Here is a 25,392-nt window from a genome sequence, read left to right on the forward strand (position 1 = left end):
ATGACTCGAGCGATTAGAAATATTGCGATTATTGCTCACGTGGACCATGGTAAAACCACGTTGGTGGATCAGCTGCTGAAACAGTCCGGCACCTTCCGTGCCAATCAGGCTGTTGCCGAGCGCGTGATGGACAGTAACGACATCGAACGCGAGCGCGGCATTACGATTTTGGCGAAAAACTGCGCCGTCGAATACGAAGGCACCCACATCAACATCATCGATACCCCGGGACATGCGGACTTCGGCGGTGAAGTCGAACGCGTTTTGTCTATGGTTGACGGCGTTCTGTTGCTCGTGGATGCGGTAGAAGGCCCGATGCCGCAGACTCGTTTCGTGACCAAGAAAGCGTTGGCTTTAGGTCTGAAACCGATTGTTGTGATTAACAAGATTGATCGTCCGGGCGCTCGTCCTGACTGGGTTATCAACCAAACCTTTGATCTGTTCGACAAACTGGGCGCTACAGAAGAACAGCTGGACTTCCCTGTGATCTACGCTTCTGCTCTGAACGGGTTTGCCGGTTTCACGGATGATGTTGAAGAACTGAAGAAGATCGGAAACATGAAGGCGATTTTCGACACGATTCTGGAAAAAGTTCCGGTTCGTGACGACGATCCTGACGCTCCTCTGCAGATGCAGATTTCCTCTCTGGACTACTCCAGCTACGTCGGTAAGATCGGTATCGGCCGTATTAAGCGCGGCCGCATTAAACCGCTTCAGGAAGTTCTGATCATGAACGGCCCGGATTCCGAACCGAAGCGCGCCAAGGTCAATCAGGTTCTGAAGTTCCAGGGCTTGGAAAGAAAACTGGTTGACGAGGCTGAAGCCGGCGACATCGTTCTGATCAACGGTATCGAAGAAATCGGCATCGGTACTACCTTAACCGATGTGAACCATCCGGATGCGCTGCCGCTCCTGCACGTTGACGAACCGACTCTGACGATGAACTTCCATGTCAACACCAGCCCTCTGGCTGGTAAGGAAGGCAAATTCGTCACCAGTCGTCAGATTCGCGAACGTCTTGAACGCGAATTAAAGAGCAATGTTGCTATGCGCATGAAACCGACCGACAACGAAGGCGTTTTCGAAGTGGCCGGCCGCGGTGAACTGCACCTGACGATTTTGATTGAAAACATGCGTCGTGAAGGCTATGAACTAGCTGTTTCCCGTCCGCGCGTCGTTTACAAAGAAGTCGACGGCGTCAAGATGGAGCCGTTCGAAATGCTGACCGTTGACGTGGAAGAAAACCATCAAGGTCCCGTCATGGAAGAGCTCGGCCGCAGAAAGGGCGACCTTCAGGACATGCAGCCGGACGGAAAAGGTCGTGTTCGTCTCGAATACCGCATTCCCGCCCGTGGCTTGATCGGCTTCCAGAACGACTTTCTCACGATGACTCGCGGCACCGGTGTCATGAGCCATGTGTTTGATGAGTACGGTCCTGTTAAGTCCGGAGACTTGGGTGAACGCCGCAACGGCGCCATCATCAGCCAGGACGGCGGCAACGCCGTTGCTTATGCTCTGTGGAAGATTCAGGAAAGAGGACGTTTGTTCATCGGTCCGGGAGAACCTATTTATGAAGGCATGGTGATCGGTGTTCACTCTCGTGACAACGACATTGTCGTGACCCCGATTAAGGGAAAACAACTCACCAACATTCGTGCTTCAGGTACCGACGAAGCCATTCGTCTTGTTCCTCCGATTCAGCTGACACTGGAAAGTGCCGTTGAATTCATCAACGATGACGAACTGGCTGAAATCACACCGAAGAGCATTCGTATCCGTAAGCGCTGGCTGAAGGAATTCGAACGCCGCCGTGCTGCACGCGGAGACAGTCGCGTTGGCCCGGGAATCTAAACTCAAATGTCCGTGCGGCAGCGGCAAGCCTTATGAAGACTGCTGCGGGCCGCTTCTTGCCGGCGCCCCCGCACCCGATGCGAGGGCGCTTATGCGTTCTCGCTATACGGCTTTCGTGAAGGAAGACAAGGACTATCTTCTCAGAACCTGGCACGAGAGCACCCGTCCCAAAGAATTAGATTTTGAGCCGCTCCATTGGCGCAGTCTCAAGATTGAGGCCTTCATGCCTTTATCGGAGACAACGGCACGTGTGAAATTCGTTGCGAAAGCACGAGACGATGCCGGAAATATGATCACTTTGAAAGAAAACAGCCGATTTGTAAAAGAAAACGGCCGTTGGTACTACATTGACGGAATCCTTTCATGACAGATAATGTTTACGACCCGATCGGGTGGCGCTTTTGTGTCGCACCGATGCTGGATCTGACAGATCGCCATTGCAGATACTTTCATCGTCTGCTTTCTCATCGTGCTCGACTTTACACCGAGATGGTGACGACCGGAGCGCTGGTTCACGGCGATGTTCCCCATCATCTTGATTTTTCCGAAGCGGAGCATCGGGTTGCTCTGCAGCTCGGAGGATCCGATCCGAAGGATCTGGCCCACGGCGCTAAGCTTGCTCAGCAATGGGGATATGACGAAGTTAATCTTAACTGCGGATGTCCGAGCGAACGTGTGCAGAAAGGCTCGTTCGGTGCTTGTTTAATGGCCGAACCCGGCTTGGTCGCGGATTGCGTTAAAGCCATGCAGGACGCAACTCATCTGCCAGTCACCATCAAACATCGCGTCGGTATTGATGCCAATAATGATTACGGTTTTGTGCGTGACTTTGTCGGTACGTTATTTAATGCCGGCGTTCGTGTTTTTATTGTTCATGCCCGTAATGCATGGCTGAAGGGATTGTCGCCAAAAGAAAACCGTGAAATCCCGCCGCTTCGCAGAGAAGTGGTTTATCAGCTTAAGAAAGATTTTCCGGAAGCGATCATTGTCATTAACGGCGCGCTTCAGGATCTAGGCGAATGTGAAGCCGAACTCAAACACGTGGACGGCGTTATGCTGGGTCGAGCCGCTTATTACACACCGTGGCTTCTCACTGATGTTGATGCCCGCCTTTACAACGACGAACACGCTCCCGTGACGCGCGATCGAGTGATCGACGCCATGGAAGAGTATGTTCGCTTCATTAAGCCGGACGATCATTCTCTGCGGGCCTGCTGCCGGCATATGCACGGACTGCTGACGGGCTTGGCAGGAGCGAAAGTTTGGCGTCGCACGTTAAGCGATACAGCTTTGATCCGTGAGCAGGGAGCGGATATTTTCCGCTATGCCTACGGCAAAGCAGGCTGGGCAGATGTCGAATCGTTCCCCGATGAAGACAGAGAGTTCTTCTCGTAGAAACTAAAATTCAAAAACAAGAATCCTGAATTTCATTACTGAGTTCAGGATTTTTTCTTACTGAGTAGCGGCATAAATAAAACCCGTCTCCCACGACAGGAAACGGGCTTGAAAATCAGAAAACTCTGATTTTTTCTAACTACTTGGCTGCTTTAAGAATAGCTTCGGCAGCTGTTGTGTTGAAGAAGAAACGACGGCTTTCCAGAGTAGTTCCTTTAGCAAAGAATTTGCCCGGACGGAAAATCTTGTCGCCTTTGCCCGGGGCCACGAAAGCCATCTTGGAGACGCCGCTTTCCTGTTCTTCAATACCGTATTCAGCAGGTGTGACTTCCTTCGGCATGGTCAGCACGAAAGCATGAGAGCGGCCGTTGTTGACAACGTTCCATTTACCGGTCGCAACTGGGGCTTCACCTGTCGGGGTGCAGAACATGGTTTCTCTCTTAACCGGAGTCACGCGGAAAGTGCCGCTCACAGCCTTCGGATCGGCTTTATCAAACATAATGCCGTAGGCGTGGCCGGAGACGCGTTTGAGGCAGAACGGAATGGAAGAGAAATTCTTCAGCAGTTCGTCGCTGGTGGAGGCGCTTGTGAAGTTCTGGTTGACCGGAATGACCATTTCGTCATTCAGGAAGGTTGTGTCGGCCTTGTAGGCAATAGATCCGGCCGGGAAAACTTCATTACCGACTTTCTCAGCTTCGGCAAGAGGTTCGCCTTTGCGGTTTTTCAGGAATTCGGACATCTTTAATCCGCTGACGTCGAAGGCACGAAGCTTGATACCGATTTGGACGGGGCTCTTGCTTGCACCGAACTTAAGGAGAGCGGTGCCATTCTTTTCGAAGACGACGCTGGTCGGATAAGAAAGAGAGATCTTTTCGGTTTTGGTTGCAATGTAGCCGGCATCTGTTTGAGCCGGAATCAGACCAAGGTCACCTCTGTCTTGCTTCAGCAGCAGCGGAGCTGCTCCGCGGCGCGGCTTTTTCCCTTCAACGACAGACCAAGCGGAAGTATCTTTTCCGTCAATCACCCAAACGGGATGATTTTTCATGATCTCCTGAGTTGTCGTAGAAAGAGCAACGGGTTCTTTTGTTGAGCTCGAGAACAGGTTGTCCAGAAAACCCGCTTGGCTCATTGAGCAGACGGACACAAGGGACAAAGCAACGACTGATTGAGCAGTAATAGATTTCAAATTCACAATAACCTCTTTAGAAATTGCTCTTACAAGTTTTGAACAAAAGAATGCTAACTCAAAAATGTGTAGAGGTTGATACTAATGCATAAAGTTTCTCATCCTCCCAAATGGCTACTTATCTCGCCTACATTGGGGATGTCGCCCATGATAGTACCCATTATTTAGTCTGTTAAGAAGATGTAGTCTGGAAAGTAGGGGAAATGCTGAGTTTTGTGTCACGCACTCGTCATATTCACCCACTAGAATCCCTTTGTTTTTTTATAAAGATAACCATCTACTATGGATACATTTCTCACGTGCACGATGGTCTTTCTGATGCTCCTGGCAAGCTTCAACTTGTTTGTGGGTGTCAGCAACGACGCCGTGAACTTCTTGAGTTCTGCATTGGGGTCTAAGAGTGCCCGATACAACATCGTTATGGGTGTTGCCGCCGCGGGTGTTCTTTTAGGCTGCACCTTCTCAAGCGGAATGATGGAAATTGCGAGAAGCGGGATTTTTAATCCGCAGCTTTTTACCTATTGGGACGTCATGCTCATCTTCTTCGCGGTGATGCTGACAGATGTTCTTCTCTTAGATACCTTTAACTCTCTTGGTCTTCCTACTTCGACCACGGTATCTATCGTTTTCGAGCTCCTTGGTGCTTCCGTCGTTTCTGCGGCATACAAGCTGTGGGTTTCGACCGGAACCATTATCGGACTTGGCGCTTACATTAACAACGAAAAGGCCCTGTCGATTATCATCGGTATTTTGGCTTCCGTCGTGATTGCCTTTACCTTCGGTACGATCATTCAGTGGCTGATGCGTTACCTCTTCACGTTCCGTTATCAGAAAGTTTATCGTTACGTCGGCGGTATTTATTCAGGCCTGTGCCTTACCGCGATTTTCTACTTCCTGATTGTTAAGGGTGCAAAGGGTGCTTCCTTCATGACGCCTGCGCTGATCGCGTGGCTGGATGCAAACACCGAAACCCTAATGTGGAGTTTCTTCCTCACGATTACTGTCGTTTTCCAGATCCTGATTTGGTTCTGGAACTTTAATGCACTTCGTATCGTTATCTTGGCAGGTACGTTCGCCTTAGCCTTTGCGTTCGCAGGCAACGACTTGGTGAACTTCGTGGGTGTGCCTTTAGCCGCGATGCAAAGTGCCGGTATCGCCGCTTCAGCGGAAGCTGCGAATCCCGCCCTCACGCCGACAACGCTGTACATGGGCGCTCTTAAGGAGTCTGTCGTTACTCCGACGATTTGGCTCATCATTTCCGGTTTGATCATGGTCTGCACGCTTTGGTTCAGCCCGAAAGCTCAGCGTGTGGTCCAGACTGCGATCAATTTGTCCGCCAGCGAACGCAGCGAAAAAGAACAGTTTGGCTCTACTGTTGGCGCCCGTGTTTTGGTCCGCTCCGGCCTCGGTGTCAATCGAATCATCAATCAGATCTTGCCGCGTTCTGTGTTGGATAACATCGACAGACACTTTGAAAAACCGCGCTTGAAAAAAGGCGAAGTCCCTCTGCCGTTTGACCAGGTTCGCGCCTCTGTGAACTTGGTGCTCGCCAGTATTTTGATTGCGACTGCGACCAGCATGAAGCTTCCGCTGTCTACAACCTACGTCACTTTTATGGTTGCTATGGGCAGCTCTTTAGCAGACGGCGCCTGGGATAGAGAAACGGCTGTTTACCGAATTTCCGGTGTGATGGCGGTGATCAGCGGCTGGTTCCTGACGGCTTTCACAGCCTTCATCGCCGCCGGTATTGCCGTTCTACTGTGCATCTGGTTCGGACCAATCTTTATGGTAATCGGCGGTGTCTGTGTCGTCGCTCTTCTGGTTCGCTCCAACTTCTTCAGTAAAGATAAGAAAGTTGAAGCGATGGAAGGTTTCGAAGCCGGTTTATCCAAAGAAGAGCTGCGTAAACGCTTTAACGCTGCGATCGACCGTAACCTGAAGCAGACGATCGACATCTTCTCCAACACCACGATGAACTTCCTCTCGGAAGACTATTCGGCGGTGAAAAAAGACAAGCTTGAGGCTCAGGAACTCTTAGATCACATTTCTCTGCTTCGAAGCCAGTACTACCTCATGATCAGTCATGGTCAGGGTGCAGGAAAAGACTACGACGCACGTAATTACTATTACCGCACGTTCTCAAATGTCAAAGACGTTGCTCAGGATTTGCGCAATACAGTCAATCAGATGGAACAGCATCTGGCTAACAGCCACTAGGTCTTCAAGGGCCAGCTCCGAACCAATTTGCTTAAGGCCGTTGACGCATTGTCGAACTTCCAGAAATCTCTGTCTGAGTACGTGATGAACGGTTCGACAACGGACGAAGTGCTTCTTCGCTTATCCAATACGAACCTTGAGGAAGTCAATGCATTCCAGCTCGAACTGATGAAGGAAATTGAAGTCAATAAGATGCCTCTTCATCGTTCTGAACTGTACTTGTCCATCCTTCAGCTCTATCGCGAAATTATCAATCGTTATACGGTCATTGTGCTGCTGCAGCGTGAGTTGAACTTCATGCTCACCGAAAGACATGAGGAAGAAAACGCACCGGCGGTTCCGGCAAAGCCTCAGGCACAGCAATAAGCTAAGAGTCGTTTGACGAAAAAGCGGGTAGTCCTTCGGGGCGCCCGCTAATTTTATTGCCTGTCGGAATCGTCTTGAAGACGTTGACGCTCGTTCGCATGGCTTGTACAGTGAAACGATCATTTCCTTAGGAACTGTATTATGCCATTCGTTAGAATTTGCGTTACAGGCGATGAAGAACGCCCCACGTCAGAACAAAAGAAAGAGTTAATCGCAGGCGTGACGAAACTCGTCGGCGATGTTCTTGGAAAGAACACCTCAAACATGGTTGTCATCATTGATGAGATTCCGATGGAAAACTATGGAATCGGAGGTAAGACCGTCAGAGAACGCCGCAAAGAAAAACAAAGCTAACGATCAAAAGAAAAACCGAACCGGCCGCAAGACCGATTCGGTTTTATTACATCCGATGTGTCGGATTACTCTTTCTTCGTCTGGACGAGTTCAAGCGGAGCAGAGTCTTCCTGGACGACACGTTTGATGCGTTTGCGTCCGAGCTTGGGCTTGGGAGCCTCTTCTCTGACGGGAATGTCTTTTTTCGTGGTTCCGACGAGTTCAAGACCTGCTTTTTCAAGCATCGGTTTCAGATCGACCGGTTTCTCAATGGAAGCTGCTTCCTTCTGAGCTTTGACCGGAGCGGCCGTTTCAACCTGTTTGGTTTCGACAGGTTTGACATCTGCCGGTTTTACGACAGTGTTCTCTGTCACAACGGGTTTAACAGCCTCAGTCTGGACGTGCTCAGGTTTCGGAGCTTCCTTCACAACTTCTGCCTTGGGAGCGGCGGAACTGACGGCCTGAACCTCGGAATCGTGGCTTTCGACTTTGGTTACAAAATCTGCAGCCGGTTTGCGGGGTGCCCTTTCACGTCTCAGACGAGCGTGTTTCGGAGCTTCTTCCGTAAGATGCAGCTTGTCTGCTTCCACACGAGGCAGATGTTCGTCAGCACGGATGGTAGCCGCGTTCACCTGAGGAACGGCGTGTTCACTCATGACAACGTCTTCGATGGCGGCAACGACCGGAGAGACAGGTGCGGGCGGCACAACGGATCTTGAGGCACGCGGTTCTCTGTCGCCTCTGTCCTTGCGCAGACGACGTGCTCTGCGAGTGCGAGGACGCTGTTCTGTGGCGTTGGACTGTGATTCAACGGACGGCACTACACGGACGGCAGTTTCGACGATGATTCCTTCAACGGCATCTGCCGGAGCTTTCTTTTCTTCAGCCTGGACAGCCGGAGTTTCGGCAGCGACAGGGGCCGGAGTGGGAGCCGGTACGGGTTTTTCAACCTGCGGCTGAACCTGGACGGCTTCGACGGGTGCCGGAACGTTCTGTTTTTCAACAGGTTTTACTGCTTCTTCAACAGCTGCCGGAGCCTGAACGGGCTTAGCACTTCTTTTATCCTGTAAAGCGCTGTTTTCCTTCAAAGCCTTGCGAGTACGTTCGATTCTTTCAGGCTTTTCTGTCTTTTCGACAGCGGCCGGACGAACGGCAGGAACATTCTTGGCTTTTTCAACCGTCTCTTTCTGGCGTCTGTCTTCAGTCTTGGTCGGTTTTACCTGACGCGGCTGTTTGGGCGCGCGCTCAACTTTTTCCTGTTTGGCGACAGGCGTACGTGTCTTACGCTGATCGTCTCTTTCCTGACGACGATTCTTACGCTCGCCGCGCTCTTTTCTGACGGAAGATTTGTCGCCGCGGCTGGAATTGTTCTTGGCTTCTTCTTTCTCTTCAGCTTCAGAATTTCCGGTGAAGAAAGCAAGAATCTTCTGGAAGAAGCTCTTTTCTTTCTTGGCAGGTTCTTTGGAAGGTTTGGCAGGCTCAACGTGCTTCGGAGCGTCTTCTCTGACGGGCAGGCCTTTGATGACAGGGATCTGACGAGGCTTAGTAGAAGGCGCGACGTTCTGAGCTCTGGAGTAAGGAGCTTCGGGCTCAGGAGCAAGCTCTTCCACGCGCTTGTAGCTCGGAGCACCTTCTGTCAGCAGCTGATCTTCGGTGCGAAGGCGTTCGATCTGATAGTGCGGTGTTTCGAGCGTCTTGTTCGGGATCAGGATGACTTCAATGTGGTGACGATGTTCGATCTTGGCGATGTCGTCGCGTTTTTCGTTCAGCAGGTACGTTGCAACATCGACCGGAACCTGGGCCTGAAGAGCAGTGGTGCCGTCTTTGAGCGCTTCTTCCTGGAGAATACGAAGCACTTGAATCGCACTGGATTCGGTGTCACGAATAGCGCCGATACCGTTGCAGCGCGGGCAGGTGATGTGGCTGCCTTCGTACAGAGACGGACGAAGTCTCTGGCGGGAGAGTTCCAACAAGCCGAAGCGGGAAATCTTGGCGATCTGGACGCGGGCTCTGTCGTGACGAATAGCTTCTTTGATGCGCTGTTCGATAGCACGCTGATGGGCCGGATCTTCCATATCGATGAAGTCGATGACGATCAAGCCGCCGAGGTCACGCAGACGCATCTGACGCGCAACTTCTTCAGCAGCTTCTTCATTGGTGTGGAAGGCAGTGGCTTCGATGTCTCCGCCGGCGGTGGCGCGGGCGGAGTTAACGTCGATGGCAACCAGAGCTTCAGTGTGGTCGATCACAATCGAGCCGCCCGAGGGGAGGGGAACGGTTCTGGAGTAGGCCGTTTCGATCTGATTTTCGATCTGGAAGCGGGAGAACAGGGGCACATCGTCCGTGTAGCGCTTGACACGGTTGATCATGTCAGGCATGACGTGGCCCATGAACTGCTTAGCCTGTTCGTAGATGTCGTCGGTGTCAACGAGAATTTCAGCGATGTCCGGCTGGAAGTAGTCGCGGATCGCGCGAATCACGAGATTGCTTTCTTCAACGATCAGGAAGGGGGCCGGATTCACGCGTTCGTATTTCTGGCCGAGAGGACCGATGGGAGCGGTGACGAAGTTGCCTTCGGTGTCTTCATACTGCGGTGTGGCAGCTTCAACAATGGCCTGCCAGAGCTGGAGAAGGTAATCAAAGTCCCATTTGAGTTCTTCGACCGTACGGCCGATACCAGCGGTACGAGCGATGAGGCTCATGCCTTTCGGTGTCGGGAGCTTGGACATGTTTTCACGAAGCTCTTCGCGTTCTTCGCCTTCGATACGACGGCTGACACCGCCTCCGCGAGGATTGTTCGGCATAAGGACGAGGTAGCGACCGGCCAAGGAAATGAAAGTGGTCAGTGCCGCACCCTTGTTGCCGCGTTCTTCTTTTTCAACCTGAACGATGAGCTCGGTTCCTTCGGAGAGTGCTTCTTTGATGGTCGCAGTGCGAACATCAACACCTTCTTTGAAGTAAGAACGGGAAATTTCTTTAAAAGGGAGAAAACCGTGGCGTTCTTCGCCGTAATCGACGAAACATGCTTCCAAAGACGGTTCAATACGGGTGATTACGCCTTTGTAGATATTGGACTTTCTCTGCTGACGTTCGGAAGACTCGATATCAATATCAATGAGCTTCTGACCTTCAACAATAGCGACACGCAGCTCCTCAGCATGCGTGGCGTTAAATAACATGCGCTTCATCAAGCACTCCTCAGTCACTGACGCGGACCATAGGCGTGCCGTAGAGAAAAGATATCAAACAGGTTCCGGAACAAGTGGAACGGGCAAAGGGATCTCCCTGAGTGAATCGCGGAAATTGTCCGCAGGAGGCTTTATAAAATCGAGAGAGGAGACCGCAGTGCAGGCACAATTATCCCTTCCCGTTAGGCAGGAATAGGCAGGCCGATCGAAACAGCGGAGGTAAGCCACTCTCTTTTTTCCAATACTTTTGCTGCACGAGTGCAGTATGTGTTCCAAAATTTGTGCGCGCATCAACCGGATGCTGCGCCCCGTGTTAATAAAAATTCTTTACAGCAAATGACCCGAAGGCCATTGGCGAGCTGCGACGATTCGAAAATCGGAGCACCGCCTATCATTCATTACAAAATCTCCTGCCGGCATCGTTGCGAAAAACGATGTTTAGCGTGTTCCGTTCATCATCGGTCAGCTCAAGCGGAGAGACCCTAGAATCGGTACGCATCGCATTCCGTTTGTCGTCAAAAGATTACAATCGGCGGAGGTCATTGAGAACAGTTGAACCGACAGATTTCAGACGCGCAAACCTGCGGCGCCGAGTTGTTCTGACGGTCAAACCTCTCGCACAGGATTTTAGAACAAATGATGAAATCTCGCCAAAATAATGAGCGAACAGACCCAAAAAAGGGTCGTACTTCTGCGAAAAGCCGCACCCGCAGCGGAAAAGATTTGTTAGCAGACTTAAACATTTCCGCGTCGACCGGAAAGGTCACTCAGCGCCCAAAGCCAAAGACTGCCTTACCAAGGGTGAAGACATCGGCACAAGAACCGAAAGAAAGAAAAGCCGCCGAGCCGAAGGTTATCTTCAAGAAGGTTGACGAAAGCAATGACGGTCAAAGACTGGATAACTTTCTGCTTTCACAGCTTAAAGGCGTGCCGAAATCTTTGATCTACCGCGTAGTGCGTTCCGGCGAGGTCCGAGTCAATAAAGGACGAGCTCATGTCGACACTCGTCTGCAGAGCGGAGACGAAGTTCGTATTCCGCCGATCCGCTATACCGAAAAAGAATCCGAACATTCGGCACCTCCCTTGAAGCTCTCGGAAATGCCGCCGATTCTTTTTGAAGATCAAAACATCATGGTCGTGGACAAACCGGCCGGTATGGCAAGCCATGGCGGCAGCGGCATCTCTTACGGTCTAATCGAACGAATGAGAGCGAGCCGCCCGGAACTTCCGTTCCTGGAACTCGTCCATCGCTTGGACAGAGGGACTTCCGGCGTATTGGTGCTGGCTAAAACTCGGAAAGCTTTGGTGCGACTCCACGAAATGATCCGCGAAGGAGAGATGCACAAGGCCTACCAGGCGTTGGTTAAAGGGGATTGGCAGAACGATCGTCAGCACGCGAAGTTTCCACTTTTTAAGTACGTCACGCCCTCGGGAGAGCGTCGTGTGCGCGTTGATCCGGAAAACGGGCTTCCGAGCCACTCTATATTTAGATTGAAAGAACGTTTCGGACCGGTTTCTTTAGTTGAAGTCGATCTTCTCACCGGTCGTACCCATCAGATTAGGGTGCATGCAGCAGAGTTAGGCTTTCCGCTGGTCGGAGACGAGAAGTACGGCGATTTCGCATTTAATGATGAAGTTGCCCACGGTTTGCTGGGTGTGCCGTTCAAACGGATGTTCCTGCACTCAGGCAAGATTTGTTTTCATCATCCGATTACAGGAGAGGAACTCGAGATTGAAGCTCCGCTTCCTAAAGATTGTGTAGAGCTCATTGAGGTTTTAGAGCAAAGAAAGGCTCAGAATAAATAGCTCAGTCCTCAAACCTACTAAATCAGGAAAAAGAAGAATGCACGCTCTGAAGATGGCCGTTTTTGATTTTGACGGCACCTTAGTTGATTCAGTTCCTGCGATTGCCCGCGGCATCCAGTTGGCAAATGAAGAAATCGGGATTGCGCCTGTCAGTTATGAGATGGCGAAGAGCATTATCGGGTTAGGCTTCAAGGACATCATTCCGATCGTGGCGCCGGATCTTCCTGAAAGCGAGTACGGTCGTTACAAAGACATTTACGTGCGCTATTTTCTTCAGAGCGATCCTTCTCTGAAGTTATTTCCGGGCGTTTTGGAACTTCTGCGTGAACTTCAAGACGCCGGCATCAAAACCGCGATTGCAACCGGTAAAAGCCGCAAGGGCCTCTCAAGAATCGTTAATCGGATGAATGTGTGGGATTATTTTGATGATTCCATCACAGCCGATGAAGCGCTCCCAAAACCCGACCCTCTAATGCTGAATACTCTGCTTGAAAGAAACGGGCTCACAATGGACGAGATTGTGATGATCGGCGACACTGAGCACGATATTAAGCTAGGCAAAGCGGCCGGAGTCCGCACAATTGCGGTCACTTGGGGTGCTGCGCCGTTAGAACGTTTAGAGGCTTATAAGCCCGACGCCATTGTCAGGACCATGGAAGCGCTCAAAACTAAGCTCGACGAGCTCGCTTAGCGCCGAGAATTCCGAAGACCGTCGGGAGCTTCGGTAGCGACAAATCCTGTTTTTTCCAATCCGCTGCGGAGAACGTGCGAATGCGCTCTTCCGGCCCGGAGATGTCTGTGGCCGCGAGAATAAGCGTCGTAGGCGCGCAGTTTTTAACAAGATCGGCGAGCATGCCGCTGTTGCGGTAGGGTGTTTCGATGAAGAGCTGAGTTTCTCCTTCCGAAGAAGCGCTCTTTCTTTCAAGATCTTTAATTGCATTGGTGCGGGCAGGCTCTTTAATCGGAAGGTAGCCGCAGAAACGGAAATGCTGTCCGTCCATACCGGAAGCCATTAAAGCTAAAAGAATAGAAGACGGTCCGACGAGCGGTACGACGCGGATACCAAGCTTATGAGCTTCCGCAGCGATTTGTGCGCCTGGATCCGCGACGCCCGGACATCCGGCTTCGCTCACAATGCCGATATCGTTTCCTTCCAATGCAGGCTTGAGCCAGCCTCGTACCTTTGCAGAATCCGGACGATGCCCGATTTCTTCAATAGAAAGCGAGGCTATAGGCGATGGGTGGCCGCAGAATTTCAGGAAAGCTCTTGCCGACTTGGCGTTCTCAGCTAAAAAGAACTTGAGTTCACGAGCCGTTTGAATCGTGTGTTCGGGCAGTGTGTCGTTCAGTACCCCATCGGCGATAGGGACCGGCAGCATGAAGAGCTTTCCTTTATTCATCAGTTAAGCTCCGGAAGAACGTGAATGCCGGCCTGAGCAAGCATAGTCGTCAATTCAATCAGCGGCAGTCCGATGATGGCGGTCGGATCGTCGGATTTGCACTCGGCGACTAAGGCGATACCAAGTTTTTCAATTTTGGCTGATCCGGCGCAATTGAAAGGCTTCTCGCGTTCAAGGTACTCACGAATGCCTTCGGGAGGCAGATTGCGCATACGGATAAATGTCGGGACGACCGTGCTCTGCAGATTTCCTTTGGCGTCAATGACGGTCATGGCAGAATGGAATGTAACGGTCTGACCGGACATCTCGGAGAGCTGCTTGAAGGCGTTTTCGAAATTGCCGGGTTTTCCGACCGGACGACCGTTTAATTCCAAGACCTGATCACAGCCGATGACCACGCAGTGCGGATGCTGGGCGGCAACTGCCTGAGCTTTCAGTACGGAAAGGCGCAGTGAGAGATCCTTCGGGCTTTCTCCTTTGAGCGGCGTTTCATCGACGTCGGGAGAGCAGGTAGTGAAAGGGATCTGGAGACGCTCTAAAAGCTCGCGTCGGAAAGGAGAACTTGAACCTAAAATTAATGCGGCTTTGTTGTCCATAATTGGGTCGTTCCTAAAAGCACTCAAACTTGAAAGAGACTATTCTAGTTCAGTGCTTATCGCAGAAAGAGAGAAATTCAATGTCCGCATACCTAAAACAAACCGACTATGTGAATGCTTATGACCTGGCCAGAGATAAGAAAGTCATCGAAGGGCAGGCAAAATTGTCGGATCTTCCGCGCTTAAAAGACATGATTCTTCCGACCGAAGGAACCGTGACATACCGAATCTGCGGAATGACGGCTAAAAAGGGATGGCCCGGCGCCGTCATGGAACTCGCGACCGTTGTTCCTTTGGTTTGCAATCGCTGCACGAAACCGATGGATTTCAAGATTGAGAGAGAAGTTGCTTTCCGCTTCGCTAAGAGCGAAGAAGAAGCCGATTCGATTCCGATCGACGAAGATGATGACACCGAAGTCATCGTCGGCAGCGACAAGCTCAATGTTGCCGACTGGATTGAAGAAGAACTGATTCTTTCTCTTCCCTTGGTTCCGGCTCACGAAGAAGGCTGTCAGACCGACGGACCTGAAGAGTCAAAAGACGAAGTTCAGAAGCCGAATCCTTTTGCAAAACTCAAAGATCTCAAAGGTTTGCGTAAGGTCTAAGGTTAGTGTAGAATGCCTGATTTTCCAGGAGCGGAAGCGTAACTGTTGCCCGCTCGATTTTGAAAGTTAGATTTTAATTTACGTGGGGTTACCATGGCTGTTCAGCAAAATAAGAAATCGACCAACAAGCGCGGCAATCACCGTGCTCACGATTTTCTGACGAACCCGCCTCTGGCTGTCGAACCGACAACCGGCGAAGTTCACCGTCGTCATCACATTTCTGCCACCGGTTTTTACCGTGGTAAGAAAGTCATCGCTACTAAGGCTGACGACCAGGAATAAGTCTTCACTGACCCGGATCGCTCTCATCTGAGACCCACGACGGACGGTGCGGCGATCGAGTCTAAAGACATTCTGCAGAGCTCTCTTCGGAGAGCTTTTTGTTTTTCTGCGGAAAATTTGTATTTGTGTGTAATACGGGTTTTCTGCTTGTATTCGCAAGTCCTAATTAAAGTAATCTGTCGCTCATAGTTATTTAGAGGATTTCCCAGTGTCGGAAAATTGTTTTTCTCGTATCGCCTCCACCGGAAGTTTTCTTCCGAAGAGAGCGGTAAGCAATGAAGAGTTGGCTCAGGATTTAGCCAAAATCGGTGTCGAGACGAGCGACGAATGGATCCGTACCCGCACGGGCATCGAACAGCGCTATCTTGCTTCCGGTGAAGAGTCCACCACTTATTTGGCCTCCGAGGCTGCAAAACAGGCCTTGGAAGCAGGTGGTTTTTCTCCTGACGAAATTGATCTGATTATTGTCGCGACGACCACTCCGGATTCCGTTTTCCCGAGCACGGCTTGCCAAGTTCAGGCGATTCTCGGTGCGTCGGGCGCCGGTGCCTTTGATATTCAGGCCGTTTGTTCCGGTTTTGCCTATGCACTTTCGATTGCTGACTCAATGATTCGTGCTGGTTCTGCCAAGCGCGTCTTGGTGATCGGTGCAGAGACTCTGTCTCGTGTTTTGGATTGGAAAGACAGAACAACTTGTGTTTTGTTCGGCGACGGCGCCGGAGCTGTGGTTCTGGAAAAATCCGATGAGCCCGGTATTTTGGCTTCTGAACTGAAGGCAGACGGCACGCGCGGAGTGCATGTACTGGCCGCAGACAGTCATATCGACGGCGGTAAAGTCGTCGGTGATCCGTTCATCCGCATGGACGGCCGCTTGGTCTTTAAGGCTGCGGTAGAAAAAATGACGGAAAGCGCTCGCAATGTACTGACCAAAGCCAACTTGGCTACGAACGACGTGGATCTTTATATTCCTCATCAGGCCAACTTGCGCATCATGAATATGGTTCGCGAAAAACTCGGTATTGATGAGGAACACCTGATGATTTCCGTCAATCAGCACGGAAACACATCTGCTGCCAGCGTTCCGCTTGCTTTGGATAAAGCACACAGATCCGGAAGACTGAAACGCGGGGATCTCGTTCTGCTGCAGGGAGTCGGAGGAGGTTTTACCTGGGCCTCCGTATTGCTCAAGTTCTAATTGTCAATAAAAGAAAAATGCAAGATAAAAAAATCGCCTTTGTATTTCCCGGTCAGGGAAGCCAGGCTGTCGGAATGCTCTCAACCTTAGCCGACGAGCCGATTGTTCGCGAAACACTCAAGGAAGCCGATGAGGCTTTAGGTTTTGCTTTGTTCAAGTTGATTGCTGAAGGTCCGGCTGAAGAGCTTAGCCTGACGGTCAATACTCAGCCAGCCTTGGTTTGCGCTTCGATTGCTATGTATCGTTTTTATCTCCAGGAAGGCGGTCGCAAGCCGGATCTGCTCGCCGGCCACAGCCTCGGTGAATACTCTGCTTTGGTTGCTGCCGGTGCGCTCGACTTTACGGATGCTCTGCAGCTGGTTCGCTATCGCGCAGAACAAATGCAGGCCGCGGTTCCCGTCGGTGAAGGTACGATGGCTGCGATCCTCGGTTTATCCGACGACCAAGTGAAGACCGTCTGCCTTGAATGCGCTACAAATGGCGTTGTCGAAGCCGTTAACTTCAATACTCCGGGGCAGGTCGTGATTGCCGGTACCGTTGCAGCTGTTCAGGAAGCCATGGAAAAGAGTTTGGCTGCCGGTGCGAAGCGCGCTATCAAACTGAATGTTTCCGGTCCGTTCCATTCTTCTTTGATGAAACCGGCTGCGCTTGCCATGGAAGAAAAGCTGAAAACCGTTGACCTTCAGAAACCTTTCCTGCCGGTCTTACATAACGTTGACGTCCAAATCCACGAAGAACCCGACGCCATTCGCGACGTTCTGGCGGCTCAGGTTGCCTCTCCGGTTCTGTGGGCCGATACAGTTCGTAAGATGGAAGAGGCCGGCGTCATGGAAATTTATGAAGTCGGTCCCGGAGCAGCTTTGTCCGGAATGGTCAAGCGCATCACCAAAGGAATTACTGCTAAAGCATTAAACAGCCGTGCAGCCTTAGAAGAAGCTGCTGCGGCAAACCAGGAGAAATGATTCATGACTCAGTCCGTTTTTACAGCTGACGCACTCGCCGGCGAAATCGTATTAGTCACCGGCGCCAGTCGCGGTATCGGAGCAGCCATTCTGGACGTCTGCGTTAAAGCCGGTGCCACAGTGATCGGCACGGCAACAAGTGACTCCGGCGCTGCAAAGATTTCCGCTCGTATCCAGGAACTCGGCGGCAAAGGCGAAGGCCGCGTTTTAAATATTGCTGCCCGCGAAGGTACCGACGCTTTCATGAAAGCGCTCGAAGCCGACTTCGGTTCCGTTACCGTGTTAGTGAACAACGCCGGCATCACTCGCGATACGCTTTCCATGCGTATGAAAGATTCTCAGTGGGATGAAGTGATCGAAACGAATCTCACAGGCGGATTCCGTCTTTCCCGCGCCTGCCTCAAAGGCATGATGAAAGCCCGTCACGGTCGCATCATTAACATAGCCTCCATCGTCGGCATGATGGGCAATGCCGGCCAGGCGAACTACGCTGCCGCCAAGGCCGGTACGATCGCTATGAGCAAATCCATCGCCAGAGAAATCGGTTCCCGCGGTGTTACCGTCAACTGCGTTGCGCCCGGATTTATCGCAACCGATATGACCGACGCGCTGAACGATGCGCAGAAGCAAGCTCTTCTTGCACAGATTCCGCTCGGACGCTTAGGTTCTGCAGATGATGTTGCCGAAGCCGTGGTGTTCCTGGCTTCCAGCGCAGCTGCCTATATCACCGGTCAGGTCATTGAAGTTAACGGCGGCATGAGGATGTAACAACGGCTATTTTCGGCCGTTCACGTTACTGCGGCTCTGATAAAATGCCAAGATTAGGCCCGAGAAGGGGCCATGAATAATTTTTTATCACTCTAGAAAAGAGGTTTTTAAATGGACAATATTGAACAACAGGTTAAGAAGGTCGTCGCTGAACAGCTCAGCATCAATGAAGCCGATATCAAGAATGAAAGCGCTTTCATCTCCGACCTCGGTGCAGACTCTCTTGACACCGTTGAATTGGTCATGGCCCTTGAAGACACATTCGGCATCGAAATTCCTGACGACCAGCAGGAAAAGATCCAGACCGTTCAGGACGCTATCGATTTCATCGAAGCTCACAAGAAGGCTTAATTAAAGGCCGAACGGAGCTCCTGAATGCGTCGTGTGGTTGTTACCGGATTGGGCATGGTTAGCCCAATCGGCAACACGGTCGAAGAAAGTTGGAATAACGCCCTTGCCGGCAAGTCCGGCATCGGCGTTATTACGCAATTTGATGCATCCTCTTTCGGCAGCCGTATTGCCGGTGAAGTTAAAAATTTTGAAGTCGAAAAATATCTTCCGGCAAAAGAAGCTCGCCGTTTCGACCGTTTTATTCAATTAGGTATTGCTGCAGCTGTCCAGGCACTGGATGACAGCGGCCTGACTTTTGAAGGCGAGGGAGCAGAGAGAGCGGGTTGTGCCATCGGCAGCGGAATCGGCGGCTTGCCGATTATCTGCCAGAACTATCAGTCGTATATGGAAAGAGGCGAACGACGCATCTCTCCGTTCCTGATTCCCGGCGCGATTGCCAACATGGTCTCGGGACAGCTCTCCATCATGCGCAATCTGCAGGGACCGTCCCTGGCTTATTCCACAGCCTGCACGACCGGTTTGCACAGCATCGGTGAAGCAGCTTGGATGATTCGCCGAGGAGACGCTGATGTCATGGTTGCCGGCGGTGCTGAAAGTACGGTTTGTCCGCTGGGCGTTGGCGGCTTTGACAATATGCATGCTTTGTCCCGCAGAAACGACGATCCGACAACGGCATCCCGTCCGTTCGATAAAGACCGCGACGGCTTTGTGCTGGGCGAAGGATCCGGTGTTCTGGTTCTTGAAGACTATGAACATGCCAAGAAACGCGGCGCCAAGATTTATGCCGAGATCGTCGGCTACGGTCTTTCTGCCGATGCTCATCACATTACGACTCCGAGTGCCGAAGGTCCGATGCGCTGCATGAAGAATGCCATGCGTCAGGCCGGTCTGAACCCGTCGGATATTCAGTATCTGAACGCTCACGGTACCAGTACATCTGTCGGTGACGTCAATGAAACCAATGCCATCAAACTGGCTTTCGGTGAAGACGCGAAGAAGTTAGTGGTCAACTCCACTAAGTCTATGACCGGACACCTCTTGGGCGGCGCCGGCGGCATCGAATCCGTCTTTACGGTTTTGGCACTGAAGAATCAAGTTTCTCCTCCCACGATCAACATTTTCAATCAGGATCCGGAATGCGATCTGGATTACTGCGCAAATGTTGCTCGTGAGATGCCGATCCGCTATGCCATGAAGAACTCCTTTGGCTTCGGCGGAACAAACGGATCTTTGATCTTTGGACAGGTCTAAGCAAATGATTCGCTTTAGGAAAAGGATCGCTTCGGCGGTCTTTTTCTATTTGGAGAGCTGGAGAAATTGCGCAAAACGGCAATAATTCGTAAATAAGTTTGCGTCGGGAGGCCGAATAAAGTTAGCTAAAATATCCCATTTAAAAAGTAACTTATTGGTGCATTTGACTATTTCTGTGAGCGCCTTCTGGTCTTTGGACTGCGATCACTCTCACAAAAATATCAGTGCTTTTTGTTTTTTGTTTTGACAGCAAAACGTTTGATGTCAAAGGAGCCTATGAAGCAGATCAGAAACTTTTCCATCATCGCGCATATCGATCATGGAAAATCCACACTCGCCGATCGTTTGATTCAACGCTGCGGCGGTCTTTCCGAGCGCGAAATGGAGTCTCAGGTTCTGGACTCTATGGATTTGGAAAAAGAAAGAGGCATTACGATCAAAGCACAGACAGCAACGCTGAACTATAAGGCTAAAGACGGGCAGACCTATCTTTTAAATTTGATTGATACTCCGGGACACGTTGACTTTAGCTATGAAGTCAGCCGCTCCTTGTCCGCCTGCGAGGGTGCGCTTTTAGTCGTTGATGCAACCCAGGGCGTTGAGGCTCAGACCGTTGCCAACTGCTACACCGCCATTGAGCTCGGCGTAGAAGTTCTTCCGGTTCTCAATAAGATGGACCTGCAGAGTGCTAATCCGGATGAAGCCAAAGAAGAAATAGAAGATGTGATCGGTCTTGATGCGACCGACGCGATTGAAGCGTCTGCGAAAACCGGCATGGGCATCGATGAGATTCTCGAACGCGTTGTTGAGCGTATTCCGGCTCCGCAGGGCGATCCTGCCGCTCCGCTTCAAGCGCTGATTATTGATTCCTGGTTCGATAACTATGTCGGCGTCGTTATGCTCGTTCGCGTGGTTAACGGCACGATTAAACCTAAAGACAAAATCCGTCTGATGGCGACCGGTGCCAACCATCTGGTTGAACAGGTCGGTGTGTTTACGCCGAAATCTCAGACGAGGCCTGAGCTTTCCGCCGGGCAGGTGGGCTTTGTTGTTGCCGGTATTAAAGAACTGAAGCACGCCCGCGTCGGTGATACCGTCACTAATGCCGCCAAACCGGCCGAAGAGGCACTCCCCGGTTTTAAAGAAGCAAAGAGCCAGGTGTTTGCAGGTCTTTATCCGGTTGAATCCAACCAGTACGATGCACTTCGTGATGCACTGACTAAACTGCAGCTGAACGATGCCGCTCTTCATTTTGAGCCGGAAGTTTCTCAAGCGTTAGGTTTCGGGTTCCGCGCCGGCTTCCTCGGTCTGCTGCACATGGATATTGTCCAAGAGCGACTTGAGCGCGAATACAACATGGATTTGATCACGACCGCCCCGAGTGTCGTATATGAAGTCCTTCTGCGCAATGGCGAAGTGATTCACGTGGAGAATCCTTCCAAGCTGCCTCCTGTCGACAAGATTGCCGAAATTCGTGAACCGATTGATTCTGTAACTATTTTTGTGCCGGATGAATATGTGGGCCCAGTCATGACGCTCTGTAATCAGAAACGCGGCGTTCAGCTTGACCTTGCCTATCACGGCCGTCAGGTTCATCTGCATTACGATTTGCCGTTGGCCGAAATTGTGCTCGACTTCTTCGATAAGCTGAAGTCTTTAACACGCGGCTATGCCTCGATGGACTATGAGTTCAAAGAGTATCGTGCCGCAGATGTTGTCAAGATAGATATTCTCATCAACGGGGATAAGGTTGACGCCCTGTCCTCGATCGTTCACCGGGCTAACTCAGTAGCTCGAGGCCGCGAAATCGTGACTAAGATGCGCAGTATTATTCCTCGCCAGATGTATGACGTTGCTATTCAGGCGGCGATTGGCGTGAATGTGATTGCACGTGAAAATGTTAAGGCCCTTCGTAAAAACGTTCTAGCCAAGTGCTACGGCGGCGACATTACACGTAAGCGTAAACTTCTGGAAAAACAGAAGGCCGGTAAGAAACGAATGAAGCAAGTCGGTACCGTGGAGATTCCGCAGGAAGCCTTCCTTGCCATCCTTCAGCAAGACGATAAATAACAACCCTTCAAGCGGATAAATTGAAATGACCTTTTCGTTAATCCTTTTTCTTTTAACCGTCTTTACGGGCGTTCTTTGGGTACTGGATGTCTTTATTTGGGCACCAAAACGCCGCGCCGCTGCGCAGGACGAATTGACAGCGTTCGATCGTGATAATGCCGATTCTCTCCGTAGAGGGGAGCAGACCGTTGTGGCAACCAGAAATGCAATTGTTCAGGCCTCTACGGATCGTCCTAAGTGGCTGGAGTATACAGCCGGCTTCTTCCCGGTGATTTTCTTCATTTTTATCCTGCGTTCCTTCCTCTTTGAGCCGTTCCGAATTCCGAGCGGCTCTATGATGCCGACATTGGAAACCGGTGACATGATTCTTGTCAACAAGTATCAGTATGGTCTGAGACTTCCGGTTATCAACACTAAAATTCTTCCGATTGGAGAACCCGAACGGGGAGATGTCGTTGTGTTTCGCTATCCGCCCAATGAAAACATCGATTACATCAAACGTGTGATCGGTCTTCCGGGCGATAAGATCGAATACATCAACAAAAAACTTTCCATCAATGGGAAACCAGTTCCTATCGGAGAAATCGGTGAGTACTACGATGAAGCTAAGATGCAGTCTTTAGAAGAGTTCCTCGAAAAGCTCGATAAGACCGAGCACCATCTGCTCATTAATCCGAGAGCACCTTCGAGTGTTTATCCGCTTTCGACCCACACCGATCCGAAGGCCTGTGATTATGTTCCCGGCGGTTTAGTCTGCATGGTGCCTAAAGACAAGTACTTTGTCATGGGCGATAACCGTGACAACTCCGAGGACAGCCGTTACTGGGGCTTTGTACCTGAAAAGAATTTAGTCGGTCGAGCCTTCATGGTTTGGATGAACGTTTCGAAACCGAGCCGCATCGGTTTCTTCAATTAAAAGGATCTCCTATGCTTCCTTTAACAGTCTTAGAAGAAAGAATCGGTTATACGTTCAAGAACAAAGAGCTTCTGCGCCGCGCTATGACGCACCGATCTTTCAGTGCGGAACACAACGAACGTTTGGAATTTTTAGGCGACTCGGTCCTCAATTGTGTAATCGGGAACGCTTTGTTTTTAAAAGATAAACATTTTGATGAGGGGTCTTTATCGCGTGTCAGAAGCAACCTAGTACGCCAGTCTGCTTTGGCAGAAATTGCCGAGCGAATCGGCATCTCTGATTTCCTTAAGGTCGGTGCCGGTGAAAAACACACCGGCGGAAATCATCGTCCGTCAACTATTGCCGACGCAGTTGAGGCCATTTTTGGGGCGGTTTTCACCGACGGCGGCTTTGAAGAGGCGCAAACTGTGATTATTCGCTTGTATGAGCCGATGCTCAGCCAGCTGACACCCACTACGCTCGGTAAGGACGCCAAGACGAATCTGCAGGAGGTGCTCCAAAGGATGCACTTCGGATTGCCTCTTTATGACATCGTCGAGATCAGAGGTGCGCCTCATGATCAGGAATTTGAAGTTCGGGTCGATATCCCCGACCTCGGAATCTCACTGACGGGCGTGGGCAAATCTCGCCGTCAGGCAGAACAGGATGCAGCTCAGAAAGCTCTGGATAGCGAAGCCATTAGAAATTTGAAAGGCTAAGTTTATGAGTGAAAATAAAGAGACTGAAAAATCTGAAGACTTCCGCAGCGGTTATGTTGCAGTGATCGGCCGTCCGAACGTCGGCAAGAGCACGCTGATCAACGCGCTGGTCGGGGAAAAGGTCAGTATTACCAGCAAGAAACCCCAGACGACTCGTGATCGAATCATGGGCGTTTTGACCACTGATAATGCTCAGTACCTGTTCGTCGATACACCGGGATTTCAGACTAAGCATTCGTCCGAACTTCTGGCTCGTATGAATCAGTCCGTCCGCTCGAGTTTGTCCGATGTTGATGCCGTCGTAATGGTGATTGAAGCCACCGGCTGGCGTCCTGAAGATCAGGTTGTCCTGAACCTTCTGAGCAAAGACGCTAAGAACGTCATTTTGGCGATCAACAAGACAGACGAAGTTAAAGAGAGCGAAGCCATGCTTCCTTTGATCAAGGAAGCCATGGAGAAGTTTCCATTTGCCGATGTGGTTCCGGTCAGCGCCGAAAAGACCCGTCAGCTGGATGTTCTGCTTGACGTGATTCGTAAGTATCTGCCCGAAGGCGACAAGCTTTACGAAGATGACATCTACACCGATAAATCTCCGCGCTTCTTAGCGGCTGAGATTATTCGTGAAAAAGCCTTCCGTTTGTTGGGTGACGAACTGCCGTACGGCGTTGCCGTCATGATCGATAAATGGGAAGAAACCGATGATCAGGCAAGAATCTTCGCAACCCTTTTAGTCAACCGCGAAAGCCATAAAGGCATTGTGATCGGTGAGAAGGGCGCCAAACTGCGTGAAATCTCACGCCTGGCTCGTGAAGACATCTCCAAGATGCTCGGCAAGAACGTTTACCTCGAAGTTTGGGTACGTGTTCGTAAAGGCTGGGGCGATGACGCTCAAGTGCTGAAATCCTTAGGCTATTAATAGCCGGTCAGTAATTACTGACGGAACAAAATCTCGGTCGATCGAAAGGTCCTCCGAGATTTTTTATTGGCCGGCCGGATCGCCTCATGAATGAGCAGTTCAAAAGTAATTATCTACGGTTAACTGCTTCAATTTTCTTATAAATATCCATAAAAAATCGGTATTAATTGGCAAAAGGATTTTTATAAAAAGCCAATAAAATTTAAGTATCGGCTTAGATAAGAAGGAGAAACTCGTATGGAAAAGTCTCGTATCTCTAGAAGAGGAATGCTCAAAGGTGCGGCTGCTGCCGTATTGGCTTTGGACGGTTCTGTGTCCGCTGTTTCTTCGGCCGCTGCTGTCGAACAACTTCCTTTAGTTCAAAAGACACCCGTTATCGGCTCTAAGAATGTCACGGGACAAAAGGTTGAAGGCTCTGTAGCGAAGGTTTATTTTTCTCCCGTTATTGATGCTGCCTCATTGATCAAGCTTTACAACTTGGTCAACGAAGAAATCTACGGAAAAGTAGCGATCAAGCTGCATACCGGCGAACCACACGGACCGAATATTCTCCCGCGCGACATGGTTCAGGCTCTGCAAAAGACGATTCCTAACAGCACGATTGTTGAAACGAACACGCTTTACGGCGGCGGAAGAGAAAACACTGCCGACCATAGAAAGACCCTTGAAATTAACGGCTGGTCTTTCTGCCCTGTCGATATCATGGATGAGCACGGTGATGTCAATCTGCCGGTTCGTGACGGATTCCATCTCAAAGAAGTCGCGATGGGCAAAGGCATCGTCGATTACGACTCTATGTTGGTGTTGACTCACTTTAAAGGTCACGCCATGGGCGGATTCGGCGGTTCGATGAAAAATATCGCGATCGGCTGCGCTTCCGGTCAAGTCGGCAAACGTCAAGTGCATGGGGCCAGTATGACCGGGGCACCTAACTTCGGCGCTATGCCGGTAAAAGACACGTTCATGGAATTGATGGCTGATTCTGCTCAGGCAGTGATCAATCACTTCGGCAAACACATTACCTTCATCAATGTTCTGAG

Annotated in this window: 24 protein-coding genes; 20 read left to right on the plus strand and 4 right to left on the minus strand. The window is 50.8% G+C overall.

The window, feature by feature from the left end; all coding sequences use genetic code 11:
- Genes typA through dusA form a run of 3 tightly spaced genes read left to right on the plus strand, consistent with a single transcriptional unit; the run spans window position 1 to window position 3,246 of the window.
- On the plus strand, window positions 1-1,851 hold the full coding sequence (typA, locus tag HMPREF9439_RS02335; protein WP_008863560.1) for a translational GTPase TypA: 1,851 nt from the start codon (window positions 1-3) through the stop codon (window positions 1,849-1,851).
- Window positions 1,835-2,218, plus strand: a complete 384-nt coding sequence (locus tag HMPREF9439_RS02340) for a YchJ family protein (RefSeq protein ID WP_040603365.1) — start codon at window positions 1,835-1,837, stop codon at window positions 2,216-2,218. Before typA ends, HMPREF9439_RS02340 begins: the two co-directional genes overlap by 17 nt.
- The gene (gene dusA / locus HMPREF9439_RS02345) at window positions 2,215-3,246 is read left to right on the plus strand and encodes a tRNA dihydrouridine(20/20a) synthase DusA (RefSeq protein WP_008810950.1); all 1,032 of its coding nucleotides are present in this window, start codon (window positions 2,215-2,217) and stop codon (window positions 3,244-3,246) included. Before HMPREF9439_RS02340 ends, dusA begins: the two co-directional genes overlap by 4 nt.
- 139 nt (window positions 3,247-3,385) lie before the next feature.
- Here the strand turns inward: dusA and HMPREF9439_RS02350 are convergent, their stop codons facing one another.
- The gene (locus HMPREF9439_RS02350) at window positions 3,386-4,438 is read right to left on the minus strand and encodes a hypothetical protein (RefSeq protein ID WP_040603366.1); all 1,053 of its coding nucleotides are present in this window, start codon (window positions 4,436-4,438) and stop codon (window positions 3,386-3,388) included.
- A gap of 276 nt (window positions 4,439-4,714) precedes the next feature.
- On the opposite strand from HMPREF9439_RS02350, the gene HMPREF9439_RS02355 reads away from it, so the two are divergent.
- The 3 genes from HMPREF9439_RS02355 to HMPREF9439_RS02360 all read left to right on the plus strand — a co-directional run bounded on the left by HMPREF9439_RS02355 (window position 4,715) and on the right by HMPREF9439_RS02360 (window position 7,369).
- A complete protein-coding gene (locus HMPREF9439_RS02355; RefSeq protein ID WP_008863563.1) occupies window positions 4,715-6,649 on the plus strand; it encodes an inorganic phosphate transporter in 1,935 nt (644 codons plus the stop codon).
- 27 nt (window positions 6,650-6,676) lie between these two features.
- Window positions 6,677-7,015 carry a hypothetical protein gene (locus tag HMPREF9439_RS13420; RefSeq protein WP_008863564.1) on the plus strand — a complete coding sequence of 113 codons (339 nt, stop codon included), beginning with the start codon at window positions 6,677-6,679 and terminating at the stop codon, window positions 7,013-7,015.
- Between the two features lie 141 nt (window positions 7,016-7,156).
- On the plus strand, window positions 7,157-7,369 hold the full coding sequence (locus tag HMPREF9439_RS02360) for a tautomerase family protein (protein WP_008810953.1): 213 nt from the start codon (window positions 7,157-7,159) through the stop codon (window positions 7,367-7,369).
- Between the two features lie 65 nt (window positions 7,370-7,434).
- Here HMPREF9439_RS02360 and HMPREF9439_RS02365 read toward each other — a convergent pair whose 3' ends face one another.
- Window positions 7,435-10,536 carry an Rne/Rng family ribonuclease gene (locus tag HMPREF9439_RS02365; RefSeq protein ID WP_008863565.1) on the minus strand — a complete coding sequence of 1,034 codons (3,102 nt, stop codon included), beginning with the start codon at window positions 10,534-10,536 and terminating at the stop codon, window positions 7,435-7,437.
- Window positions 10,537-11,172: 636 nt separating this feature from the next.
- Here HMPREF9439_RS02365 and HMPREF9439_RS02370 point away from each other — a divergent pair.
- Both HMPREF9439_RS02370 and HMPREF9439_RS02375 read left to right on the plus strand, forming a co-directional pair.
- Window positions 11,173-12,342: an RluA family pseudouridine synthase gene (locus tag HMPREF9439_RS02370; RefSeq protein ID WP_008863566.1), complete on the plus strand. Its 1,170-nt coding sequence runs from the start codon at window positions 11,173-11,175 to the stop codon at window positions 12,340-12,342.
- Window positions 12,343-12,379: 37 nt separating this feature from the next.
- Entirely contained in the window at window positions 12,380-13,033 is a 654-nt protein-coding gene (locus HMPREF9439_RS02375) for an HAD family hydrolase (RefSeq protein ID WP_008863567.1), read from the plus strand.
- Here the strand turns inward: HMPREF9439_RS02375 and HMPREF9439_RS02380 are convergent.
- Together HMPREF9439_RS02380 and HMPREF9439_RS02385 are read right to left on the minus strand one after the other, a co-directional pair.
- On the minus strand, window positions 13,011-13,742 hold the full coding sequence (locus tag HMPREF9439_RS02380) for an SAM-dependent methyltransferase (protein WP_008810957.1): 732 nt from the start codon (window positions 13,740-13,742) through the stop codon (window positions 13,011-13,013). The genes HMPREF9439_RS02375 and HMPREF9439_RS02380 overlap by 23 nt on opposite strands.
- A complete protein-coding gene (locus HMPREF9439_RS02385) occupies window positions 13,742-14,338 on the minus strand; it encodes a Maf family protein (protein WP_008810958.1) in 597 nt (198 codons plus the stop codon). The genes HMPREF9439_RS02380 and HMPREF9439_RS02385 overlap by 1 nt, the downstream gene beginning before the upstream one ends.
- An 80-nt stretch (window positions 14,339-14,418) precedes the next feature.
- Here HMPREF9439_RS02385 and HMPREF9439_RS02390 point away from each other — a divergent pair, with 80 nt between their 5' ends.
- The 12 genes from HMPREF9439_RS02390 to HMPREF9439_RS02445 all read left to right on the plus strand — a co-directional run.
- Complete coding sequence (locus HMPREF9439_RS02390) at window positions 14,419-14,943, plus strand: YceD family protein (RefSeq protein ID WP_008863568.1); 525 nt, start codon at window positions 14,419-14,421, stop codon at window positions 14,941-14,943.
- A 93-nt stretch (window positions 14,944-15,036) separates the two neighbouring features.
- Complete coding sequence (gene rpmF / locus HMPREF9439_RS02395) at window positions 15,037-15,225, plus strand: 50S ribosomal protein L32 (protein ID WP_008810960.1); 189 nt, start codon at window positions 15,037-15,039, stop codon at window positions 15,223-15,225.
- Window positions 15,226-15,433: 208 nt separating this feature from the next.
- On the plus strand, window positions 15,434-16,420 hold the full coding sequence (locus tag HMPREF9439_RS02400) for a beta-ketoacyl-ACP synthase III (RefSeq protein WP_008863569.1): 987 nt from the start codon (window positions 15,434-15,436) through the stop codon (window positions 16,418-16,420).
- A 17-nt stretch (window positions 16,421-16,437) separates the two neighbouring features.
- Window positions 16,438-17,382: an ACP S-malonyltransferase gene (fabD, locus tag HMPREF9439_RS02405; protein ID WP_008863570.1), complete on the plus strand. Its 945-nt coding sequence runs from the start codon at window positions 16,438-16,440 to the stop codon at window positions 17,380-17,382.
- 3 nt (window positions 17,383-17,385) lie between these two features.
- Window positions 17,386-18,150 carry a 3-oxoacyl-ACP reductase FabG gene (fabG, locus tag HMPREF9439_RS02410; protein WP_008863571.1) on the plus strand — a complete coding sequence of 255 codons (765 nt, stop codon included), beginning with the start codon at window positions 17,386-17,388 and terminating at the stop codon, window positions 18,148-18,150.
- A 111-nt stretch (window positions 18,151-18,261) separates the two neighbouring features.
- Window positions 18,262-18,501 carry an acyl carrier protein gene (acpP, locus tag HMPREF9439_RS02415; RefSeq protein ID WP_008810964.1) on the plus strand — a complete coding sequence of 80 codons (240 nt, stop codon included), beginning with the start codon at window positions 18,262-18,264 and terminating at the stop codon, window positions 18,499-18,501.
- A gap of 24 nt (window positions 18,502-18,525) precedes the next feature.
- On the plus strand, window positions 18,526-19,752 hold the full coding sequence (fabF, locus tag HMPREF9439_RS02420; RefSeq protein ID WP_008810965.1) for a beta-ketoacyl-ACP synthase II: 1,227 nt from the start codon (window positions 18,526-18,528) through the stop codon (window positions 19,750-19,752).
- A 276-nt stretch (window positions 19,753-20,028) separates the two neighbouring features.
- Window positions 20,029-21,822, plus strand: a complete 1,794-nt coding sequence (gene lepA / locus HMPREF9439_RS02425; protein ID WP_008810966.1) for a translation elongation factor 4 — start codon at window positions 20,029-20,031, stop codon at window positions 21,820-21,822.
- A 25-nt stretch (window positions 21,823-21,847) separates the two neighbouring features.
- Window positions 21,848-22,738: a signal peptidase I gene (gene lepB, locus HMPREF9439_RS02430; RefSeq protein WP_008863573.1), complete on the plus strand. Its 891-nt coding sequence runs from the start codon at window positions 21,848-21,850 to the stop codon at window positions 22,736-22,738.
- Window positions 22,739-22,749: 11 nt separating this feature from the next.
- Window positions 22,750-23,436 (plus strand): ribonuclease III, encoded by a 687-nt coding sequence (rnc, locus tag HMPREF9439_RS02435; RefSeq protein WP_008810968.1) that lies wholly within the window; start codon window positions 22,750-22,752, stop codon window positions 23,434-23,436.
- Between the two features lie 4 nt (window positions 23,437-23,440).
- Window positions 23,441-24,352 carry a GTPase Era gene (gene era, locus HMPREF9439_RS02440; protein WP_008863574.1) on the plus strand — a complete coding sequence of 304 codons (912 nt, stop codon included), beginning with the start codon at window positions 23,441-23,443 and terminating at the stop codon, window positions 24,350-24,352.
- A gap of 237 nt (window positions 24,353-24,589) precedes the next feature.
- A partial coding sequence (locus tag HMPREF9439_RS02445) for a DUF362 domain-containing protein (protein ID WP_244862369.1) occupies window positions 24,590-25,392 on the plus strand: 803 nt, incomplete at its 3' end.

The organism is Parasutterella excrementihominis YIT 11859, from assembly GCF_000205025.1.
GTDB classification, from domain to species: domain Bacteria; phylum Pseudomonadota; class Gammaproteobacteria; order Burkholderiales; family Burkholderiaceae_F; genus Parasutterella; species Parasutterella excrementihominis.

What these genes read in the sequence shown, in the direction of transcription:
- typA (WP_008863560.1), top strand. Translation starts at nt 1, where the DNA reads ATGACTCGAGCGATTAGAAATATTGCGATTATTGCTCACGTGGACCAT.
- dusA (WP_008810950.1), top strand. Translation starts at nt 2,215, where the DNA reads ATGACAGATAATGTTTACGACCCGATCGGGTGGCGCTTTTGTGTCGCA.
- HMPREF9439_RS02355 (WP_008863563.1), top strand. Translation starts at nt 4,715, where the DNA reads ATGGATACATTTCTCACGTGCACGATGGTCTTTCTGATGCTCCTGGCA.
- HMPREF9439_RS02360 (WP_008810953.1), top strand. Translation starts at nt 7,157, where the DNA reads ATGCCATTCGTTAGAATTTGCGTTACAGGCGATGAAGAACGCCCCACG.
- HMPREF9439_RS02365 (WP_008863565.1), bottom strand. Translation starts at nt 10,536, where the DNA reads ATGAAGCGCATGTTATTTAACGCCACGCATGCTGAGGAGCTGCGTGTC.
- HMPREF9439_RS02370 (WP_008863566.1), top strand. Translation starts at nt 11,173, where the DNA reads ATGATGAAATCTCGCCAAAATAATGAGCGAACAGACCCAAAAAAGGGT.
- HMPREF9439_RS02375 (WP_008863567.1), top strand. Translation starts at nt 12,380, where the DNA reads ATGCACGCTCTGAAGATGGCCGTTTTTGATTTTGACGGCACCTTAGTT.
- HMPREF9439_RS02380 (WP_008810957.1), bottom strand. Translation starts at nt 13,742, where the DNA reads ATGAATAAAGGAAAGCTCTTCATGCTGCCGGTCCCTATCGCCGATGGG.
- HMPREF9439_RS02385 (WP_008810958.1), bottom strand. Translation starts at nt 14,338, where the DNA reads ATGGACAACAAAGCCGCATTAATTTTAGGTTCAAGTTCTCCTTTCCGA.
- HMPREF9439_RS02390 (WP_008863568.1), top strand. Translation starts at nt 14,419, where the DNA reads ATGTCCGCATACCTAAAACAAACCGACTATGTGAATGCTTATGACCTG.
- rpmF (WP_008810960.1), top strand. Translation starts at nt 15,037, where the DNA reads ATGGCTGTTCAGCAAAATAAGAAATCGACCAACAAGCGCGGCAATCAC.
- fabD (WP_008863570.1), top strand. Translation starts at nt 16,438, where the DNA reads ATGCAAGATAAAAAAATCGCCTTTGTATTTCCCGGTCAGGGAAGCCAG.
- fabG (WP_008863571.1), top strand. Translation starts at nt 17,386, where the DNA reads ATGACTCAGTCCGTTTTTACAGCTGACGCACTCGCCGGCGAAATCGTA.
- acpP (WP_008810964.1), top strand. Translation starts at nt 18,262, where the DNA reads ATGGACAATATTGAACAACAGGTTAAGAAGGTCGTCGCTGAACAGCTC.
- fabF (WP_008810965.1), top strand. Translation starts at nt 18,526, where the DNA reads ATGCGTCGTGTGGTTGTTACCGGATTGGGCATGGTTAGCCCAATCGGC.
- lepA (WP_008810966.1), top strand. Translation starts at nt 20,029, where the DNA reads ATGAAGCAGATCAGAAACTTTTCCATCATCGCGCATATCGATCATGGA.
- lepB (WP_008863573.1), top strand. Translation starts at nt 21,848, where the DNA reads ATGACCTTTTCGTTAATCCTTTTTCTTTTAACCGTCTTTACGGGCGTT.
- rnc (WP_008810968.1), top strand. Translation starts at nt 22,750, where the DNA reads ATGCTTCCTTTAACAGTCTTAGAAGAAAGAATCGGTTATACGTTCAAG.
- era (WP_008863574.1), top strand. Translation starts at nt 23,441, where the DNA reads ATGAGTGAAAATAAAGAGACTGAAAAATCTGAAGACTTCCGCAGCGGT.